Annotated in this window: 19 protein-coding genes; 10 read left to right on the top strand and 9 right to left on the bottom strand. The window is 71.5% G+C overall.

All coding sequences use genetic code 11. The annotated features are described in order from the left end of the window. Nucleotides 1–147: 147 nt before the first annotated feature. Nucleotides 148–666, top strand: a complete 519-nt coding sequence (locus ACFWPQ_RS50925; protein ID WP_089101181.1) for a DUF4240 domain-containing protein — start codon at nucleotides 148–150, stop codon at nucleotides 664–666. A gap of 68 nt (nucleotides 667–734) precedes the next feature. On the opposite strand, the gene ACFWPQ_RS50920 is transcribed toward ACFWPQ_RS50925, so the two are convergent. Both ACFWPQ_RS50920 and ACFWPQ_RS50915 read right to left on the bottom strand, forming a co-directional pair. After that, nucleotides 735–974, bottom strand: a complete 240-nt coding sequence (locus ACFWPQ_RS50920) for a hypothetical protein (RefSeq protein WP_384051862.1) — start codon at nucleotides 972–974, stop codon at nucleotides 735–737. Nucleotides 975–1,046: 72 nt separating this feature from the next. After that, nucleotides 1,047–1,925: a peptidoglycan recognition protein gene (locus tag ACFWPQ_RS50915; protein WP_384051860.1), complete on the bottom strand. Its 879-nt coding sequence runs from the start codon at nucleotides 1,923–1,925 to the stop codon at nucleotides 1,047–1,049. A 203-nt stretch (nucleotides 1,926–2,128) separates the two neighbouring features. Here ACFWPQ_RS50915 and ACFWPQ_RS50910 point away from each other — a divergent pair, with 203 nt between their 5' ends. Further along, on the top strand, nucleotides 2,129–3,313 hold the full coding sequence (locus tag ACFWPQ_RS50910) for a MarP family serine protease (protein ID WP_361292964.1): 1,185 nt from the start codon (nucleotides 2,129–2,131) through the stop codon (nucleotides 3,311–3,313). Nucleotides 3,314–3,331: 18 nt separating this feature from the next. Here the strand turns inward: ACFWPQ_RS50910 and ACFWPQ_RS50905 are convergent, their stop codons facing one another. Next, nucleotides 3,332–3,820 (bottom strand): GNAT family N-acetyltransferase, encoded by a 489-nt coding sequence (locus tag ACFWPQ_RS50905; protein ID WP_384051858.1) that lies wholly within the window; start codon nucleotides 3,818–3,820, stop codon nucleotides 3,332–3,334. Between the two features lie 72 nt (nucleotides 3,821–3,892). On the opposite strand from ACFWPQ_RS50905, the gene ACFWPQ_RS50900 reads away from it, so the two are divergent. Both ACFWPQ_RS50900 and ACFWPQ_RS50895 read left to right on the top strand, forming a co-directional pair. Further along, nucleotides 3,893–4,786 (top strand): TIGR01777 family oxidoreductase, encoded by an 894-nt coding sequence (locus ACFWPQ_RS50900; RefSeq protein ID WP_384051856.1) that lies wholly within the window; start codon nucleotides 3,893–3,895, stop codon nucleotides 4,784–4,786. A gap of 160 nt (nucleotides 4,787–4,946) precedes the next feature. After that, nucleotides 4,947–6,305 carry an NAD(P)/FAD-dependent oxidoreductase gene (locus tag ACFWPQ_RS50895; protein ID WP_384051854.1) on the top strand — a complete coding sequence of 453 codons (1,359 nt, stop codon included), beginning with the start codon at nucleotides 4,947–4,949 and terminating at the stop codon, nucleotides 6,303–6,305. A 293-nt stretch (nucleotides 6,306–6,598) separates the two neighbouring features. Here the strand turns inward: ACFWPQ_RS50895 and ACFWPQ_RS50890 are convergent, their stop codons facing one another. Then, on the bottom strand, nucleotides 6,599–8,074 hold the full coding sequence (locus tag ACFWPQ_RS50890; RefSeq protein ID WP_384051852.1) for a regulator: 1,476 nt from the start codon (nucleotides 8,072–8,074) through the stop codon (nucleotides 6,599–6,601). A gap of 255 nt (nucleotides 8,075–8,329) precedes the next feature. Here ACFWPQ_RS50890 and lipB point away from each other — a divergent pair, with 255 nt between their 5' ends. The 4 genes from lipB to ACFWPQ_RS50870 all read left to right on the top strand — a co-directional run bounded on the left by lipB (nucleotide 8,330) and on the right by ACFWPQ_RS50870 (nucleotide 11,512). Next, nucleotides 8,330–9,169, top strand: a complete 840-nt coding sequence (lipB, locus tag ACFWPQ_RS50885) for a lipoyl(octanoyl) transferase LipB (protein WP_384051850.1) — start codon at nucleotides 8,330–8,332, stop codon at nucleotides 9,167–9,169. A gap of 131 nt (nucleotides 9,170–9,300) precedes the next feature. Next, on the top strand, nucleotides 9,301–10,266 hold the full coding sequence (gene lipA / locus ACFWPQ_RS50880) for a lipoyl synthase (RefSeq protein WP_384051848.1): 966 nt from the start codon (nucleotides 9,301–9,303) through the stop codon (nucleotides 10,264–10,266). A gap of 274 nt (nucleotides 10,267–10,540) precedes the next feature. Continuing rightward, entirely contained in the window at nucleotides 10,541–10,738 is a 198-nt protein-coding gene (locus tag ACFWPQ_RS50875) for a hypothetical protein (protein ID WP_181806529.1), read from the top strand. A 72-nt stretch (nucleotides 10,739–10,810) separates the two neighbouring features. Next, a complete protein-coding gene (locus ACFWPQ_RS50870) occupies nucleotides 10,811–11,512 on the top strand; it encodes a DUF4191 domain-containing protein (protein ID WP_384051846.1) in 702 nt (233 codons plus the stop codon). Nucleotides 11,513–11,794: 282 nt separating this feature from the next. On the opposite strand, the gene ACFWPQ_RS50865 is transcribed toward ACFWPQ_RS50870, so the two are convergent. Next, the gene (locus tag ACFWPQ_RS50865) at nucleotides 11,795–12,019 is read right to left on the bottom strand and encodes a hypothetical protein (protein WP_384051845.1); all 225 of its coding nucleotides are present in this window, start codon (nucleotides 12,017–12,019) and stop codon (nucleotides 11,795–11,797) included. 379 nt (nucleotides 12,020–12,398) lie between these two features. Here ACFWPQ_RS50865 and ACFWPQ_RS50860 point away from each other — a divergent pair, with 379 nt between their 5' ends. Both ACFWPQ_RS50860 and ACFWPQ_RS50855 read left to right on the top strand, forming a co-directional pair. Continuing rightward, nucleotides 12,399–13,490, top strand: a complete 1,092-nt coding sequence (locus ACFWPQ_RS50860; RefSeq protein ID WP_384051843.1) for a nitrous oxide reductase family maturation protein NosD — start codon at nucleotides 12,399–12,401, stop codon at nucleotides 13,488–13,490. A 42-nt stretch (nucleotides 13,491–13,532) separates the two neighbouring features. Beyond that, complete coding sequence (locus ACFWPQ_RS50855; RefSeq protein WP_384051841.1) at nucleotides 13,533–14,597, top strand: methyltransferase; 1,065 nt, start codon at nucleotides 13,533–13,535, stop codon at nucleotides 14,595–14,597. A gap of 79 nt (nucleotides 14,598–14,676) precedes the next feature. On the opposite strand, the gene ACFWPQ_RS50850 is transcribed toward ACFWPQ_RS50855, so the two are convergent. The 4 genes from ACFWPQ_RS50850 to ACFWPQ_RS50835 all read right to left on the bottom strand — a co-directional run. Next, nucleotides 14,677–15,009 carry a TcmI family type II polyketide cyclase gene (locus tag ACFWPQ_RS50850; protein ID WP_217552701.1) on the bottom strand — a complete coding sequence of 111 codons (333 nt, stop codon included), beginning with the start codon at nucleotides 15,007–15,009 and terminating at the stop codon, nucleotides 14,677–14,679. A gap of 43 nt (nucleotides 15,010–15,052) precedes the next feature. Next, nucleotides 15,053–15,532 (bottom strand): SRPBCC family protein, encoded by a 480-nt coding sequence (locus ACFWPQ_RS50845; RefSeq protein ID WP_384051839.1) that lies wholly within the window; start codon nucleotides 15,530–15,532, stop codon nucleotides 15,053–15,055. Between the two features lies 1 nt (nucleotide 15,533). Then, nucleotides 15,534–15,785, bottom strand: coding sequence for an acyl carrier protein (locus ACFWPQ_RS50840; protein WP_217552699.1), 252 nt, complete (start codon nucleotides 15,783–15,785; stop codon nucleotides 15,534–15,536). A gap of 46 nt (nucleotides 15,786–15,831) precedes the next feature. Next, a partial coding sequence (locus ACFWPQ_RS50835; protein WP_384051836.1) for a beta-ketoacyl synthase N-terminal-like domain-containing protein occupies nucleotides 15,832–16,554 on the bottom strand: 723 nt, incomplete at its 5' end.

The following is a 16,554-nucleotide window of genomic DNA, read 5'->3' as shown; positions in this document are numbered from 1 at the left end:
TTGTGTTTATGTGACTGTTGCCGGACCGCGCCGTCGGCGTCTGCCGCGCGCGGGACGGTGTCGTCCGGCGCGCGCGGGACGGTGTGGATAACAATCCGCACCACTCCGCGTGCGCCCCCGCCGCACAGGCACGATGCTGGACCCGTGATGGACGAGACGGAGTTCTGGGAGCTGGTCGACGCCACCCGCGAGGCCGCCGAGGGCGACCCGGAGGAGCAGGCAGACCTGCTCGTGGAGCGGCTGCTCCAGCTGGAGCCGGACCTGGTCCTGGACTTCGCCCGTCACTTCGAGGCCCGCTACAACCGCGCCTACCGCTGGGACCTGTGGGGCGCCGCATGGGTCCTGCTGGACGGGGCCAGCGACGACGCGTTCGACTTCTTCCGGTGCTGGCTCATCGCCCAGGGCCGGGAGATCTTCGAGGGTGCCCTGCACGACCCGGACGCGCTGGCGGAGCTGCTGGACGACTTCGACGAGGAGATCGACGGCGACGGCGAGGAGCTGGGGTACGCGGCGGACGAGGCGTACGAGCAGCTCACCGGGACCGTGGCACCGGACCTGGGCATCGCCCCCGCGCCCTCCGAACCCGAGGGCACCCCGGTCGACCTGGAGAACGAGCGGGTGCTCGCCGAGCGGTTCCCCAGGCTCTGGGACCGCTTCAAGGAATAGCAGGAACAGAGGGAACAAACAGAGGGAACAAGAGGAACAAGAGGAGCGAGGGGAAGAGGGAGCAGGGGTCAGGCGGCGGTACGGCGACGGGTCACGTCGGACGGGATGTACGCCTGCGTCTGCTCGGCCTTGACCGCGTGGTGCATGGGCGCCGCGTTGGCCTGGTCGAGGGCGGACGCGGTGACCGCGGCCGGGCCGAGGACGACCGTCGCGACCGCGCAGACCACGGCCCAGGGCCCCCTGGACGACCTGGTCCGGCCGGCCTTCTCCGTGGCCTCCGTACGGGCTTCGGTACGACTGCTGTTCATGATCCCCACCTCCAGTCGGCTGCTGATGCACCTGACGGTAGGGCGCGGGGATCTGAACGGCCTGCGTGCCGCCTATGGCGTTCCTGTGGACGCTTTCGCGGGCGGTCCCAGGGAGGTTGCCAGGGGGGTTTCCGTGAGCGTGCTCAGGGGGGTTCCCGCCTCGGCGGCCCGGCCCTGGAGCCGGGCCGCGCTCTCCCTGATCTCCGGGAGGAGGGCGATGAGGGCGGCGCCGGGGCAGTTGGTCGGGTAGCCGTCCTTGTGGCCGGCCACGGCCGGCAGGGCGACGACCGCGCCCTCCCGGTAGCGGCTGAGGCCGTTGCTGGAGACCAGGCGGGCGCTGCCGCGCGGGTCGACGTCGGACAGCCCGAGTTTCCAGGCGGCGACGGCGGCGATCGAGTCGGCCATGGCGCGCGGCACGGGCACCCCGGCGGTGAAGGTGCCGAGCGCGGCGATGCCGGCGGTGCGGTGGTTGAAGCCCTGGGTGTGGGCGCCGGTGACGGCCCGGTCGGCGCCGCCCGCGCGGCCCTCGTAGATGGTGCCGCACCGGTCGACGAGGAAGTTGTAGCCGATGTCGTCCCAGGCGCGGTCTCCGGTCTGGCCGGTGTACAGGCGGCGGATGATCTCCGGGGCCTGGGCGCAGGAGTAGCCGTTGGGCGAGTCGGTGTGGTGCACGAAGACGGCGACGACCTTGTCGTCGTAGCGCGGCGGCGGCTGGCTGCGGCCGACGGTGGCGTCCAGCCAGGCCGAGCGGGGCACGATGTGCGGCCGGGGTGCCCGGTAGCGGGTGGCGGGGCTGGCGGGCGCGGGCGCGGCCAGGTGGATCGCGACCGGCCGGTCGGCGCCCCGGTCGCTCAGCACCAGCGCGAGGACGGCGGTGAGGCCGGGCAGGCAGCCGAGCAGCGCCAGGAGGGTGATCCTGGTGCGCCGCCCCGCTCGTGGGAAGACACGCATGGCACCCACTCTCGGGTTGATCGACCGCGCCCGCGATGTGTGCTGTGCCACCTGGTGGAACCATCGTCCTGGTCCGGGGCGTTTCAGGGGGTACACGCACGCGTGGCCGGTTCCGGGCGGCCTCGCGCGCGTGAACTGATCACGTGAACTGATCACTGGACCTGTCCCGGCCGTATTAAGGGCACCGAGAGAAAGGCGGCTCCGTGGACCTGCTCGACCTGGTGCTCGTACTGGTGGTCCTCGTCTACGCGGCGTCCGGCTACCGGCGCGGGCTGGTGGCCGGCTGTGTGTCGCTGGCCGGGTTCGTGGGTGGCGCGGTGATCGGGGTATGGGTGCTGCCGTGGGTGATGGAGCTGGTCACGCGCGGGACGGCGACGGCGACGGTGGTCGCGGTGCTGACGGTACTGGTGCCGGCGGTGGTGGGGCACGAGCTGGCCGGGCGGCTGGCGCTGCGGCTGCGCCGGGAGCTGGACCAGGGGCCGCTCAGGGTGGCCGACGGGATAGGCGGGGCGGTCGCCAACTCGGTGGCGGTGCTGATCGTGGCCTGGGTGGCGGCGAGCGTGCTCGGCGCGTCCTCGTCGCCCGCGGTGACGACGGCGATCCGGGACTCCAGGCTGCTCGGCGCCGTGCAGAACACCATGCCGGACACCACGCCGGCCTGGTTCTCGCGGGCCACCTCGGCGCTGACCGAGGCGGGCTTCCCGCAGGTCTTCAACCCGTTCGAGAACGAGTCGACGGCGCGGGTCGCCAAGCCGTCGGGGGACAACGTCACGGCGGCCGCCACGAACGCGGCCAAGCGCAGCACGGTCAAGATCGAGGGTTCCTCCGGCACCCAGGGCCGCGAGGGCAGCGGGTTCGTGTTCGCGCCGGAGCACGTGATGACCAACGCCCACGTGGTGGCCGGCATCGACAACCCGAGCGTGCGGATCGGCGGGGTCGGGCCGTCGTACGACGCGGAGGTGGTCCTCTTCGACCCGGACCGGGACGTGGCGGTGCTGTACGTGCCGCAGCTGCGGGCGCCCGTGCTGCGGTTCGACACCACGGCGGCGCGCGGGAACTCCGCGGTGGTGGCCGGCTATCCGCAGGACGGCGACCTGAACCTCCAGGCGGCCACGGTGGCCAACAGGGTGCAGGCCACCGGCCAGAACATCTACAACGACGCCACCGTGACCCGGGAGATCTACTCGATCCGCTCCACGGTCCGCCCCGGCAACTCCGGCGGCCCGCTCCTGACCACCGGCGGCAAGGTGTACGGCGTGGTGTTCGCCCGCTCCACGTCGGACGACGAGACGGGGTACGTCCTGACGGCCGACGAGGTCGCCTCGGACGCCACGCGCGGGGCGACCGCCACCTCGCCGGTGGACACCGGCGAGCTGATCACGTCCTGACGGTCACGGTGGTCGCCGTCACAGCGACCGGCCCATGATCACGTCGTCGACGTACTCGCCGTCCAGGAGGAACTCCCCCGGCAGCACGCCCTCGACGGCGAACCCCTCCGACTCGTAGAGCCGGCGCGCCGGAGTGTTGTGCCCGAGGACGCCGAGCCGGATCCGGCGGGCGCCTCGGCGGCGGGCCTCCTCCATCGCCGCCCGCAGCAGCGCCCGGGCCACGCCCCGGCCGCGGGCCTCCTCGGCGACCGCGAGGCCCTGGATCTGCCGGACGTGCGCGTTGGAGGCGATCTTGTAGGCGAGACCGAGCCGGACGTAGCCGACGATGCGCCGGTCGAGCTCGGCCACCAGGGTGCCCTCGGGGGCGTGGCGCTCGCTGAAGAAGGGGTCGTACGGCGGCTGCGGCCGGGGCAGGACCGCGTGCAGATACGACCAGGTGGCGCGGTCGAGGGCGGAGAGTTCCTCGTCGTCGTCGGGCAGGGCGGTGCGTATGTAGGGTTCCGGCATGCGGTCACCCTAAGTCGGCCGGTACCGGGGCCCCACGGGTTTTCCCCCGCCCTTCCCGGCATGCTGGGACCCATGGAACGTTCTCGTATCGCGGTGGCCGGCGCGTCCGGTCTCATCGGCAGCGCCCTGGTGCGGTCCCTGCGGGCGGACGGGCACGAGGTGGTGCGCCTGGTGCGGCGCGCGGCCCACGGCACCGGAGAGGTCTGCTGGGACCCCGAGGGGCAGTACGTGGACGCGGCCGGGCTGGCCGGCTGCGACGCGGTGGTGAACCTCGCCGGGGCGGGGGTCGGCGACCGGCGCTGGACGGCCGCCTACAAGCGGGAGATCCGGGACAGCCGGGTGCTCGGCACGGCCGCGCTGGCCGAGGCCGTGGCGGCCCTGCCGGAGCCGCCGCGGGTGTTCGTGAGCGGCAGCGCGATGGGCTTCTACGGCGACACCGGTGACCGGGTCGTGGACGAGGACGCGCCGCCCGGGGACGGCTTCCTGCCGTCGCTGTGCGTGGAGTGGGAGGAGGCGGCGGCCCCGGCGCAGGAGGCGGGCGTACGGACGGTGTTCACGCGCACGGGCCTGGTGGTGGCCCGCGGCGGCGGGGCCTGGGGCCGCCTGTTCCCGCTCTTCCGGGCCGGGCTCGGCGGCCGGCTGGGCGACGGCAGCCAGTACTGGTCGTTCATCGCGCTGCACGACGAGGTGGCCGCGATCAGGTTCCTGATGGACACCGAGGGCCTGGCCGGCCCCTTCAACCTCACCGCGCCCGACCCCCTGACGAACCGTGAGATCACCGCGGCGATGGCCCGCGTGCTGCGCCGCCCGGCCCTCTTCCCGGTGCCCTCCCCCGTGCTCCGGGCGGCGCTCGGCGAGCTGGCCGGGGACGTGCTCGGGAGCCAACGGGTGGTGCCGAAGCGGCTGCTGGAGTCGGGGTTCACCTTCGCGTTCCCGGGCATCGAGGACGCGATCCGCGCGGCCTGACAACCCTTGTGACCGTATGCGACCGCCGTGCGACCGTGCCCTGTTCATGCGCGACTGTCCTTGACCGATCACGGCCCTAACCTCGACCCGAACTCGGGTATCCCCGGAGCAGGTTGGGGGCATCACGTCTCCACCGGACGCGCAATCGAGGAGGGGCCTCGTGCATGAGCCCGCGTACCAGGCGGACGTCGTCATCGTGGGAGCCGGAATCGCCGGACTCTCCGCGGCTCATCGGCTGAACAGCGCAGGAGTGAGGACCGCGGTCCTGGAGGCCGCCCCTTACGTGGGCGGCCGTATGTCGACCGAGAAGGTCGACGGCTTCCGGCTCGACCGGATCGGCCAGCTCCTGTCCACGTCCTATCCGGAGCTACGCCTCGCCCCGGGACTGGACGCCCTGGTGCTACGCCGGTACGCGCCCGGCGTGCTGCTGCATCGCGACGGGCGCAGGCACCGGGCCGGCGCTCCGGCGGGCGGCGGAAGCGCGAGGGGCGCACTGTACGCCGTGCGCGCCCTGGCGAGCGCCCCCAGGGGCGGCTCGGCGGTGGCGCCGGCGCGGGCGACCGCACCGATGGGCGGCGCGGTCGACCAGGCCCGCCTGGGCGCCGCGCTGGGCCGCCTGGCGGTCACTCCCGTCGAACGGATCCTGGCCCGCCCCGAACTCCCCGCCGCCCACGCCCTCGCGGAGCGCGGGGTGCCCGCCCGCACGATCGACGGCTTCCTGCGCCCGCTGCTCGCGGCCCTGCTCTGCGACCCCGAACTGACGACGTCCAGCCGCTGTGCGGACCTCGCCCTGCGCTCCTTCGCGAGCGGACGGCTGTGCGTGCCGGAGGGCGGCGCCGAGGTCCTCCCCGACCTCCTCGCCCGCGCGCTGCCACCCGGCACGGTCCACACCGGCGTACGCGTCACCTCGGTCTCGACGACATCGGTGACGACGGCCGACCACGGCGAGATCCGATGCCAGGCGGTCCTCCTGGCCACCGACGCCCGGGCCGCCGCGGAACTCCTCCCGGGCCTGCGCGTCCCCGACTTCCACCGGGTGACGGTGGTCCACCACACGACGGACGAACCGGCGAGCCTCACCACCGGAACGTCCCTCCTCCTGGACACGGACCGGGGCGGCCCCGTCTCCCACACCTCCGTGGTCAGCAACATCGACCCGAGCCGAGCTCCACAGGGCCGGGCCCTGATCTCCTCCACAGTCCTCGGCACGCCCCCCTCCGACATCGACACAGCGGTCCGCATGCACCTCTCCCGTCTCTACGGCACGTCGACGCACCGCTGGGAGACCCTCGCCGTCCACCACACCCCCGAGGCCATCCCCGCCATGCGCCCCCCGCACGACCTCCGCCGCCCCGTCCGCCTCCTCGCCGGCCTCTACGTCTGCGGCGACCACCGCGACACCAGCACGGTCCAGGGAGCCCTCCATTCAGCCCACCGAGCAACAGCAGCCATCCTGACCGACCTCGGCACAGCAGGCTCCTTGAACAGGGCAGAACCTCTGCAACGCCGGGCAGCGTAGAAACCCGGGGCTCGGGGCTGTATTCGAGGAAGGGCGAGCCGCACAGCGCCCCGTCAGGGGCGCGGGGAACTGCGCGAGCAACCACGACGGCGCCACACCGGGCAGACGACCGGAACCGGCAACGGCGAGCGGCAACGGCCGGCTCGGCACCGCCGAAGAAGGCCATCGCGGCTGATCACCGGTGCGGCGGGAAGGAAGGGAGGCGAGCCGAGTGGGAGATCGGCTCGCCCGGCGCACTGACGCCTCGGGGCGCAGCTCAGCAGCCCCCGGCCGCAGCCCTGCGCAGCAGTTCGTCAGCCCAGTGCAGCGACCCTCTCCCGGTAGCCCTTCACCGGTGCCGCGTCCTTGTAGGGCTCCAGCCGGCGTTCGAAGTCCTTGACGTATTCGATCGCGCGGACCGAGCGCATCTCCGCCGCCGCTCCCGCCGCCTCCACGCCGAGTGCGCACGCCTGGTCGAGCTCGCCGAGGCCCAGGCGGGCCGTGGCGAGGACGACACGGCAGAAGAGGCGGCTGCGGGCGTAGGAGGGCGCACGGAGCTGGAGCGAGCGCTCGGCGTGCTGGGCGGAGGCCCGGAACTGCTGGAGGTCGCGGTGGCAGTGGCCGAACTCGTCGGCGAGTTGGGCCTCGTCGAAGAAGCGTGCCCAGTAAGGGACTTCGTCGCCGGGACGGGCCGTCTCCAGCGCACGTTCGGCGCGGACGAGCGCACCCGTGCAGGCGCGCACCTCGCCGAGGACCCCGTGGGCGCGCGCCTCGGCCGCGTGGAGCAGGGCCTGGACGACCGGCGGGGCGCTCGTGCCCACGCCCTGCTGGGCGACCCGCGCGAGCTGCACCGCCTCCCGGCCATGGCCGAGGTAGACCGCCTGGCGGCTCATGGTGACGAGGACGTAGGAGCCGTAGGCGCGGTCCCCCGCCGCCTGGGCGAGGCGGAGGGACTGCACGAAGTAGCGCTGGGCGAGCCCGTGCGCGGCGATGTCGTACGACGTCCAGCCCGCCAGCCGGGTCAGGTCGGCCGCCGCCCCGAACAGCTTGCGGCCGGTCTGCTCGCCGTACGTGCCGCGCAGCATCGGCTCGCACTCGTGCTCCAGGTAGCGGACGAGGGCCTGCCGGGCATGGCCGCCGCCGTACTGGTCGTCGAGGGAGCGGAAGAGTTCGCCGACCGAGCGGAGCGCTGCGATGTCGCCGCCGGTCACCTTCTGGCCGGGGCCGCGTTCGGCCTGCCCGCGCGGGCGCACCGGTGCCAGCGGCACCGACCTGGGCGCGGCGGGCCGGGTCTGCGCCGGCACCCGGGCCGTGACCGCCGGTGCCGCGGGCTCGCCACGGGCCACCCGGTCGTCGGCGCGGCCGATCAGCCAGTCCCGGCTGGGGACGACCAGCCCGGCCGGGGTGAAGGCGATCTTGCGGAGCTCGGCGTGGCTGCCGGAGTCCTTGCGCCACAGCCCGCTGACGATGTCGACGGCCTCCTCGGGGGTGGCGGCGAACTCCAGCCCGGCGTAGACCGGGGCACAGGCGTCGAGCCCGAGGTCCTGGGCGGTGAGCCGGCGGCCGAGGCGCCGGGTGAAGACCTCGGCGATCAGGGCCGGGGTGGTGCCCCGGGGCTGCTGGCCGCGCAGCCACCGGGTGACCGACGTCTTGTCGTATCTGAGATCCAGCCCGTGTTCGAGACCGAGTTGGTCGACGCGACGGGCCAGACCCGCGTTGGAGAACCCCGCTTCTGCGATGAGCGCGGCGAGCTGGCGGTTGGGGGTGCGCTGCGCGGGTCGGTCCGTCATCTGGAGTGCGGTCTCCTGCCTTCGGGCTCAGCTCGGTCGCTTGTGCCCGGATTGCCGGTGAGCAGCCCTTTTGGCACTCGTGGACGGCGCGAATGTAGCGGAGAGTGAGCAGTCGATCGCACATCTCGACGTTCATTCATCCGATCGTGTGAGGATTGCCCCCGGGGCTGACGCGCGACGGGCGGACGTACAGTGGCTTGGGCGCGTTATGCGCCTGACGCACTTATCGCCTTATCGCCGAGGGAGGCGCTTGCCGTGAGTGAGTTGCGGTTCGTCCGCATGGGGTTCGGCGCGGATGCCGTCGAGTACCAGGAGGCGTGGGACGAGCAGCGCCGGGTGCACGCGGCGCGCTTCGCCGACGAGGTGTCCGACACGGTCCTGCTGCTCGAACACCCCCCGGTGTACACGGCGGGCCGCCGCACCGCGGACAACGAGCGCCCCCTCGACGGCACCCCGGTCATCGACGTGGACCGCGGCGGCAAGATCACCTGGCACGGCCCGGGCCAGCTGGTGGGCTACCCGATCCAGAAACTCCCGCGCCCGGTGGACGTGGTCGCGCACGTGCGGCGTCTGGAGGAGGCGCTGATCCGCGTGTGCGCCGAGTTCGGCCTGGAGACCTCCCGGGTCGAGGGGCGCAGCGGGGTGTGGGTGCTCGGCGACCCGGTGGAGCAGCGGCCGCAGGCCCTCGGAGGGCTCTCCCTGGACTTCGACCCCCGGCTGACGGACGAGGAGTTCGACCCCCGCCTCAACGGCCCGGAGTACGCCCCCTCCAACGCCGGTCAGCGCCGTGAGGACCGCAAGATCGCCGCGATCGGCATCCGGGTGGCCAAGGGCGTGACCATGCACGGTTTCGCCCTCAACGTGAACCCGGACAACAAGTGGTTCGACCGGATCATCCCGTGCGGCATCCGGGACGCCGGCGTCGCCTCCCTCGCGGGAGAGCTCGGCCGGGACGTGGCGATCGAGGAGGTCCTGCCGGTGGTGGAGCGGCACCTGAAGGCCGTCCTGGAGAACGCGGACCTCAAGCCGAGGGTGATCGAGAGAACACCGGCAACCGTCAGCCCGTCCGGGGGCACCCCCTCCGGGGGAGTTTGAGGACGAGGCCGTTCAGGCCGAAGCGGGGGCCTGGGGGCGGCAGCCCCCAGGGGTCAGCGCCAACACCGGGCATTCAAATCAACGGGCGTACCCTGAAGGTCGCCGAAGAATCAATCGCTAGGGAGCCGGTCGTGTCCGCAGTCTCACCCGACGGACGCAAGATGCTGCGCCTGGAGGTCCGCAACGCCGAGACCCCCATCGAGCGCAAGCCCGAGTGGATCAAGACGCGGGCGAAAATGGGCCCCGAGTACACGAAGATGCAGAACCTCGTGAAGAGCGAGGGCCTGCACACGGTCTGCCAGGAAGCCGGCTGCCCCAACATCTACGAGTGCTGGGAGGACCGCGAGGCGACCTTCCTCATCGGCGGCGACCAGTGCACCCGGCGCTGCGACTTCTGCCAGATCGACACCGGCAAGCCCGAGGCCCTGGACCGCGACGAGCCGCGCCGCGTGGGCGAGTCCGTGGTCACCATGGACCTGAACTACGCCACCATCACCGGCGTCGCCCGCGACGACCTGGCGGACGGCGGCGCCTGGCTGTACGCGGAGACGGTCCGGCAGATCCACGAGCAGACGGCGGGCCGCGAGGCCGGCCGCACCAAGGTCGAGCTGCTCGCCCCCGACTTCAACGCGGTCCCCGAGCAGCTCGCCGAGGTCTTCTCGTCCCGCCCCGAGGTCTTCGCGCACAACGTCGAGACGGTGCCCCGGATCTTCAAGCGGATCCGCCCCGGCTTCCGCTACGAGCGTTCGCTGAAGGTCATCACGGCCGCCCGCGACTTCGGCCTGGTCACCAAGTCCAACCTCATCCTCGGCATGGGCGAGACCCGCGAGGAGGTCGGCGAGGCGCTGCGCCAGCTGCACGAGGCCGGCTGCGAGCTGGTCACCATCACGCAGTACCTGCGCCCGAGCGTCCGGCACCACCCCGTGGAGCGCTGGGTCAAGCCGCAGGAGTTCGTGGAGCTGAAGGAGGAGGCCGAGCAGATCGGCTTCTCCGGTGTCATGTCGGGCCCGCTGGTGCGGTCCTCGTACCGTGCCGGCCGTCTGTACCAGATGGCCGTGGAGAAGCGGGGCTCGTTCGTCGCCGCGCAGGCGGTCTGATCGCCGGGTCCGATCGCCGGGTCCGAGTCGACCGGCGCGGCCCGGCCGCCGAGCGTGTGAATTCACGCACAAACTATTACCGGTCAGTAGTGACCGAATGGACGCGGTCCTGACCGTCCTCGCTGATGAGGGCGTACGTCAGGGCCGCGTCAGCGTTCCGGGCCCGCGTATCAAGGCTTCATTGGCGTTTGACCGGTCGGTCACGCCCTGGTAACACCGAACAGTGACCCTGGTATCACAGCACGTACACCCACTTCGAGGGGGGACCTCCACCATGCAGGCCGCGCCCGTTCGCGCCACCGCGATCCCGTCCTTCACCGACGCGCTGCGCGCCGTCGAGTCGCTCCTCATGAGCGGCGGCCAGCGCACCGCCCGCCAGAACGCCTGGACCTCCGTACTGGAGGACCGCCGTCGCGCCAAGGACCGGGTCGAGGCCCAGCGCTTCCTGGAGCAGGCCGCCGGCCGCTCCTGACCGCCCCCTTCCGCCGCCCCTGTCGGGACACTGCCGTCGAAGGCACTCCCGGGGCCACGTAGACTTCGGGGCATGGCGAGGAAGGAACCCGCAGCGGACGCTGCGAATGCCGGACGACTGAAGCAGATCGTCCTGACGTACAAGATGACGCGCAAGGCCGACAAGGTGATCGGTCTGGTGCTTGCCGGTGTCGGTCTCGGCACCCTTGCGATCTTCCTCGTGATCGGCTTCTTGATCGGCCACCCGATCTATCTGGGCATCCTGGGGCTGCTGCTCGCCTTCCTCGCGACGGCGATCGTCTTCGGCCGGCGGGCCGAGCGGGCGGCCTTCGGCCAGATGGAGGGCCAGCCGGGCGCGGCGGCCGCCGTTCTGGACAACATCGGGCGGGGCTGGACGACGACGCCGGCGGTGGCGATGAACCGCAGCCAGGACGTGGTGCACCGGGCGGTCGGCAAGGCCGGCATCGTCCTGGTCGCCGAGGGCAACCCGAACCGGGTGAAGACCCTGCTGGCCGCCGAGAAGAAGAAGATGGCCCGGATCGTGGCCGACGTGCCGGTGCACGACGTGATCGTGGGCACGGGTGAGGGCCAGGTCGAGCTGAAGAAGCTGCGGACCACGATGCTCAAGTTCCCGCGCGTGCTGACCGGCCCCCAGGTGACGACCACCAACGACCGGCTGCGGGCGATGGGTGACCTGATGTCCAACATGCCGTTGCCGAAGGGTCCGATGCCGAAGGGCATGCGGATGCCGAAGGGCGGCGGCAAGGCCCGCTGAGCCCACGTACCCGACTCCTACGCCGATGGGGCGCCCGGATCTCACTCCGGGCGCCCCATCGGCGTAGGACCACTGCGCGCCCACCGGTTCGGCCGGCGAACGGGTCGGCCGCGACTCACTCGATCCACTGGATCTCCCAGCGGGACGACTCCACAAAGGATTCGAGTTCCGCCAGTGGCATCGGAATCGTCATGGAGCTTCACGAAGTAACCCTCATAAAGCCCCGACAGAATACGCCCCTGCTTCGCAATCCGGATCTTTTCCACCCAACACCCCCGACAATCACCTCAGCGAATTCGATTTCCAGCTGCTCCCCGCGCCACCCGAAGAGTGTGCTATCTCTTTCGCGTAAACAATAGCCTCGGCCACAACATGTGCGTCGGCCTCCCTCGGCGTCGGCATGAGGTAGAGCGCATCCGCACCATCTATGCGGATCTCGCAGACGCAGTCTCCGGTATCCATGGCGCGGCATTCCACATGGTCGGCCTCTTCGTGGATGCCGGCCACGCGAAAGAGGCGATATTTCCGACCCGCGATCTCCACTACCCTCACCCAAGGAACCCCTTCGAATATGAGCACGCCTCCGCGCATGCCTCAGCGTGCACCATAGCCATATTGTCGCCCACTTCCTTGCGTGAATCGAGCCCCGACTCGGGTCCGCATTTTTCTGCGGCGCCCGTCCCCCATTGCTTCCGGGGGCCGTCGGGCTTGGTGGTGCCGTCGGCAGACAGGACCAGGGTTCCGTCGCGCCCACGCGGCGGAGCCGCATGTCGACGCAGCCCCGCGCCCCTACGGCTACGGGGCGCTCGAAGCGGATCCGGGATGACACGCCGCCGGACGGAGTATCCAGCCGTTTATCGGGTCATCCGCTCCTAACCTTCCTTGTGTGACAAAACGCCATATCGCATACCTCGCGTGCAGCGCCGCCCTGTGCGGCTCCCTCATCGGTGCCGCTCCGGCGACCGCCTCGCACCGCGTGCTCCGGGTGCACCCGGGTGAGTCCATCCAGAAGGCGGTCAACGCCGCCCAGCCCGGCGACACGGTCCTCCTCGCGGCCGGCACCTACCACGAGAGCGTCAAGGTGACCACGCCCGGTCTCACCCTGCGCGGCATGGGCCCGAAGACCGTGCTCAAGCCGGCCAAGAAGGCCAAGAAGGCGAAGAGCACCGCGAAGAAGGCCGCCCAGAAGTCCTGCGCCGAGATGGGCAACGGCATCTGCGTGGTCGGCGCCAAGAAGAAGCCCGTCGAGGACGTCACCATCGCCCACATGACCGTGACCGGGTTCTCCCGGATCGGTGTCATGGCCGTGGGCGCGGCCAACCTGCACGTGCACGGCGTGGAAGCCGTGAAGAACGGGCAGTGGGGCCTCGCCGAGGAGCGCTCGGTGCACAGCACCTACCGGTACAACGTCGCCCGCAACAACGGCGACGCGGGCATCTTCCTCGCCAACACCGTCACCACGGAGAAGGGCGCCGTCGACACCCAAGGCACGGTCGTCGAGCACAACCGCCTGGAGGGCAACCGGATCGGCGTCACCGTCCGCCGGCTGCGCAACCTCACCGTCTCGGACAACACGGTGACCGGCAACTGCGCGGGCGTGTTCGTCGTCGGCGACGAGAACAAGCCGAAGGCCGGTCGTCTGACCGTCGCCGACAACAAGGTCGTGAAGAACAACAAGTACTGCAAGAAGACCGCGCGGCTGGCCTTCCTGCAGGGCTCCGGGATCGTGCTGACCGGCACCGAGAACACCCTGGTGACGGGGAACACGGTCACCGGCAACTCCGGCAAGTCCCCGCTGTCGGGCGGTGTCGTGGTCTTCAAGAGCTTCGTGGGCGCCACCAGCGACAAGAACCAGGTCACCCGCAACAAGCTGTCGGGCAACGCCCCCGCCGACCTGGTCAACCAGGAAGCCACCAAGCACGGGAACAGCTTCAAGCAGAACACCTGCAAGAAGTCCAAGCCCGCGGGTCTGTGCTGACCTGACGGCCGTACGACACCCCACAAGGAAGGAAGGCGGCACATGACCGCACCAGCACGCGACCTCCACACGCCGGCCAAGGGGCTGGAGGAGGACGCTCCGCCGCCGTCGATGCGGCTGCGCGAGCTCGTGTTCGGGGCGGCCTGTGCCGCCGCCGTCCGCGCGGCCGCGCGGCTGCGCGTCGCCGACGCGCTCGGGGACGCCCCGATGACCGTGGAGACCCTGGCCTCCGCGGTGCGGACCGACCCGAAGCCGCTGCGCCGGCTGCTGCGCGCCCTGTCCTGCTACGGCGTCTTCGCCGAGCGGCCGGACGGGACGTTCGCCCACACCGAGACCTCCCGGCTGCTGCGCGAGGACGACCCGCACAGCCTGCGCTACATCGCCCTGTGGTGCACCGAGCCGTGGACCTGGGACGCCTGGCCGATGCTCGACGAGGCCGTGCGCAGCGGCCGCAACGTCGTCGAGGACCTCTACGGCAAGGAGTTCTTCGTCTATCTCAACGAGGACGCGCCGGAGTCGGCGGACGTCTTCAACCGGGCGATGACCACCTCCAGCGAGCAGTCGGCCCGCGAGGTCGCCGCGCTGCTCGACCTGTCCGGCAGCCGGTCGGTCGCGGACCTCGGCGGCGGGCAGGGGCACGTGGTGGCCAGCCTGCTGGACAAGTACCCGGCGATGAAGGGCTATCTGCTGGATCTGCCCAAGGTGGTGGAGAAGTGCCTGCCGCGGCTGCGCGAGGGCGGGGACCTCGCGGACCGGGCGCGGGTCGTGCCCGGTGACATCCGGGAGGCCGTGCCGGTCGACGCGGACGTCTACATCATCAAGAACATCCTGGAGTGGGACGACGATTCCACCGCGCGGCTGCTCGCCAACGTGGTCGCGGCGGGCGGGCCCGGGGCCCGGGTGGTGATCATCGAGAACCTGGTCGACGACACCCCGTCGATGCGGTTCAGCACCGCGATGGACCTGCTGCTCCTGCTGAACGTCGGCGGGGCCAAGCACACCACCGACAGCATGGTGCGGCGGCTGGCGGAGGCGGGGCTGAGCGTCAACGACATCCGGCCGGTCAACCCGTATCTGCACGCCTTCGACTGCACGGTGCCCGCCTGAGGCAGGTCCCGGCACGCGCCGGTGCCGGGCCCGCGTCGTACGCGGGTCCGGCACCGTTGGCGTACGGCGGTACGCGGGGTCACGCGCCGCCGTCGCGCTCCCAGAGGTAGAAGCGCTGGGCCATCGCGTCCTTCGGGGAGCGCCAGGTCTCCGGGTCGTACGCGCTGACGTACGCCGTGAGACGGTCGCTGACGTCCCTGAACTCGGGGTGCGAGGTGACCTTGGCGATGGCCGGTCCCGGCTCGCGCTCGGACTCGATGAGGTGCATGTACACGTCACCGAACTGGAAGAGGCTGCGCCGGGTGACCCCGACGAGGTGCGGCAGTTCTCCCCGGTCGGAGTCCGCGAACACCTTCGCGATGTCGGGGGCGGAGCCCGGTGCCATACGGGCGACGATCAGGGCCTGGTGCACGTGTCTCTCCGTTCCTGTCTTGCCTGTTCTGCCGACGGCCGGTTCAGTCGGCCAGGGCCGGGTCGGGGCGCCGGCCGGTGGCGGCCTTCTCGATCCTGTCCCGGATCAGGGCCATCTGGATCTTGGAGTTCTTGTTGATGTTGTCGGTCATCCAGTCGTCGTCGACGGGGGCCTCCGGCTTCATCGCGAAGTCCTGGGTCCAGACCATCCGGGTGCCGGCCGGCACCTCCTCGTACTGCCAGAGGATGTCCATGTGCGCGAACGGGCCGGTCTCGACCCGGCGGGCCTTGACGCGGAGGTTGCGGCGGTCCGCCGTGCGCTCGGAGACCCAGCTCCACACCTTGCCGTTCTCGTCGGGGTGCATGGTCAGCCGGAAGGTGACCTTGCCGCCCTCGTCGGAGAGGATCTCGGCGCTGGCGTACTCGCTGAACAGCTGGGGCCAGTTGGCCACGTCGTTGGTCATGTCCCAGACCAGGTCGAGCGGCGCGGCGATGGTGATCTCGTTCTGGGTGTGTCCGGTCATGTCAGGCTCCCGCGGGCATGGCGCTGTTGACGAGGTCGAGGAACTGGCGGGGCGTCTTGCACCGCTCGGCGTCCACCGGCATGGGCACGCCGTGCCGGTTCTCCAGCTCGCCGACGATGCCGAGCAGGCCCAGCGAGTCGACGCCGAGGACGTCGAAGCCGCTGTCGGACCGGTCCTGGAGGTCGGCCGGGGAGACGGTGACGCCGGCGGCCTTCTTCATGAGTTCGGACAGTTCGTCCACGGTGATGCTCATAGGAACTCCTTCTGCTTCGCTGCCGGGGGCAGCTGGTGTGTTCGACTCACTCGGCCGCGCCGTGGCGCAGCACGAGCGCCGAGTTCGACCCCATGAGGCCCCGGCTGAGCACCAGTGCCGTGCGTGGCCGCGCGGCACGGGCGCTGCCGGTCACGAGGTCGAGGTCGTGGCAGATGTCGAAGACGCCCGGGGTCGGCGGGATCAGCCCGTGTTCCATCGCCAGCACCGCGGCGGCGGTGTCGAGGACGGGGGCCGCGCAGTAGCCCCGGCCGATCCCGGTCTTGGGCGCGGTGACCGGCACCCGCCTGCCGTGCGCGCCGAGGGCGTCGGTGATGGCCAGCGCCTCCGCCCGATCGGCCTCCGGCACGCCGAGGGCGTCGGCGAAGACCACGTCGATCTCCTCGGGGGCGCAGCCGGCCTCGGCCAGCGCCCCGCGGATCGCCTGGGCGAGCCCGGCGCGGGACTCGGCCCAGCGGGAGGCCCCGGTGAAGGTCGACGCGTGGCCGTCGAGGGTGGCCCGGACCGGCAGGCCCCGTCTGCGGGCCGAGCCGGTGTCCTCCACGACGAGCATGGCGCCGCCCTCGGCCGGTACGAACCCGCAGGCCTGCTCGGTGAACGGGCGGTAGGCGCGGGCCGGGTCGGTCTCCCGGCTGAGTTCCTCGTAGCCGAGCTGGCAGACCACCGAGTAGGGAGCTATCGGTGCCTCGGTGGAGCCGGCCACGATGACGTCCGTGCCGCGGCGGACCGCGCGGGCCGCGTGGGCGAGGGC

It is taken from the genome of Streptomyces sp. NPDC058464 (assembly GCF_042721035.1).
In the GTDB taxonomy this organism is placed as follows: domain Bacteria; phylum Actinomycetota; class Actinomycetes; order Streptomycetales; family Streptomycetaceae; genus Streptomyces.
This window is presented reverse-complemented; position numbering and strand designations above follow the sequence as displayed.

Bases quoted from the DNA above. Each gene is read 5' to 3' on its own strand.
- ACFWPQ_RS50925 (WP_089101181.1), top strand. From the start codon at position 148: ATGGACGAGACGGAGTTCTGGGAGCTGGTCGACGCCACCCGCGAGGCC.
- ACFWPQ_RS50920 (WP_384051862.1), bottom strand. From the start codon at position 974: ATGAACAGCAGTCGTACCGAAGCCCGTACGGAGGCCACGGAGAAGGCC.
- ACFWPQ_RS50915 (WP_384051860.1), bottom strand. From the start codon at position 1,925: ATGCGTGTCTTCCCACGAGCGGGGCGGCGCACCAGGATCACCCTCCTG.
- ACFWPQ_RS50905 (WP_384051858.1), bottom strand. From the start codon at position 3,820: ATGCCGGAACCCTACATACGCACCGCCCTGCCCGACGACGACGAGGAA.
- ACFWPQ_RS50900 (WP_384051856.1), top strand. From the start codon at position 3,893: ATGGAACGTTCTCGTATCGCGGTGGCCGGCGCGTCCGGTCTCATCGGC.
- ACFWPQ_RS50890 (WP_384051852.1), bottom strand. From the start codon at position 8,074: ATGACGGACCGACCCGCGCAGCGCACCCCCAACCGCCAGCTCGCCGCG.
- ACFWPQ_RS50875 (WP_181806529.1), top strand. From the start codon at position 10,541: ATGCAGGCCGCGCCCGTTCGCGCCACCGCGATCCCGTCCTTCACCGAC.
- ACFWPQ_RS50870 (WP_384051846.1), top strand. From the start codon at position 10,811: ATGGCGAGGAAGGAACCCGCAGCGGACGCTGCGAATGCCGGACGACTG.
- ACFWPQ_RS50855 (WP_384051841.1), top strand. From the start codon at position 13,533: ATGACCGCACCAGCACGCGACCTCCACACGCCGGCCAAGGGGCTGGAG.
- ACFWPQ_RS50845 (WP_384051839.1), bottom strand. From the start codon at position 15,532: ATGACCGGACACACCCAGAACGAGATCACCATCGCCGCGCCGCTCGAC.
- ACFWPQ_RS50840 (WP_217552699.1), bottom strand. From the start codon at position 15,785: ATGAGCATCACCGTGGACGAACTGTCCGAACTCATGAAGAAGGCCGCC.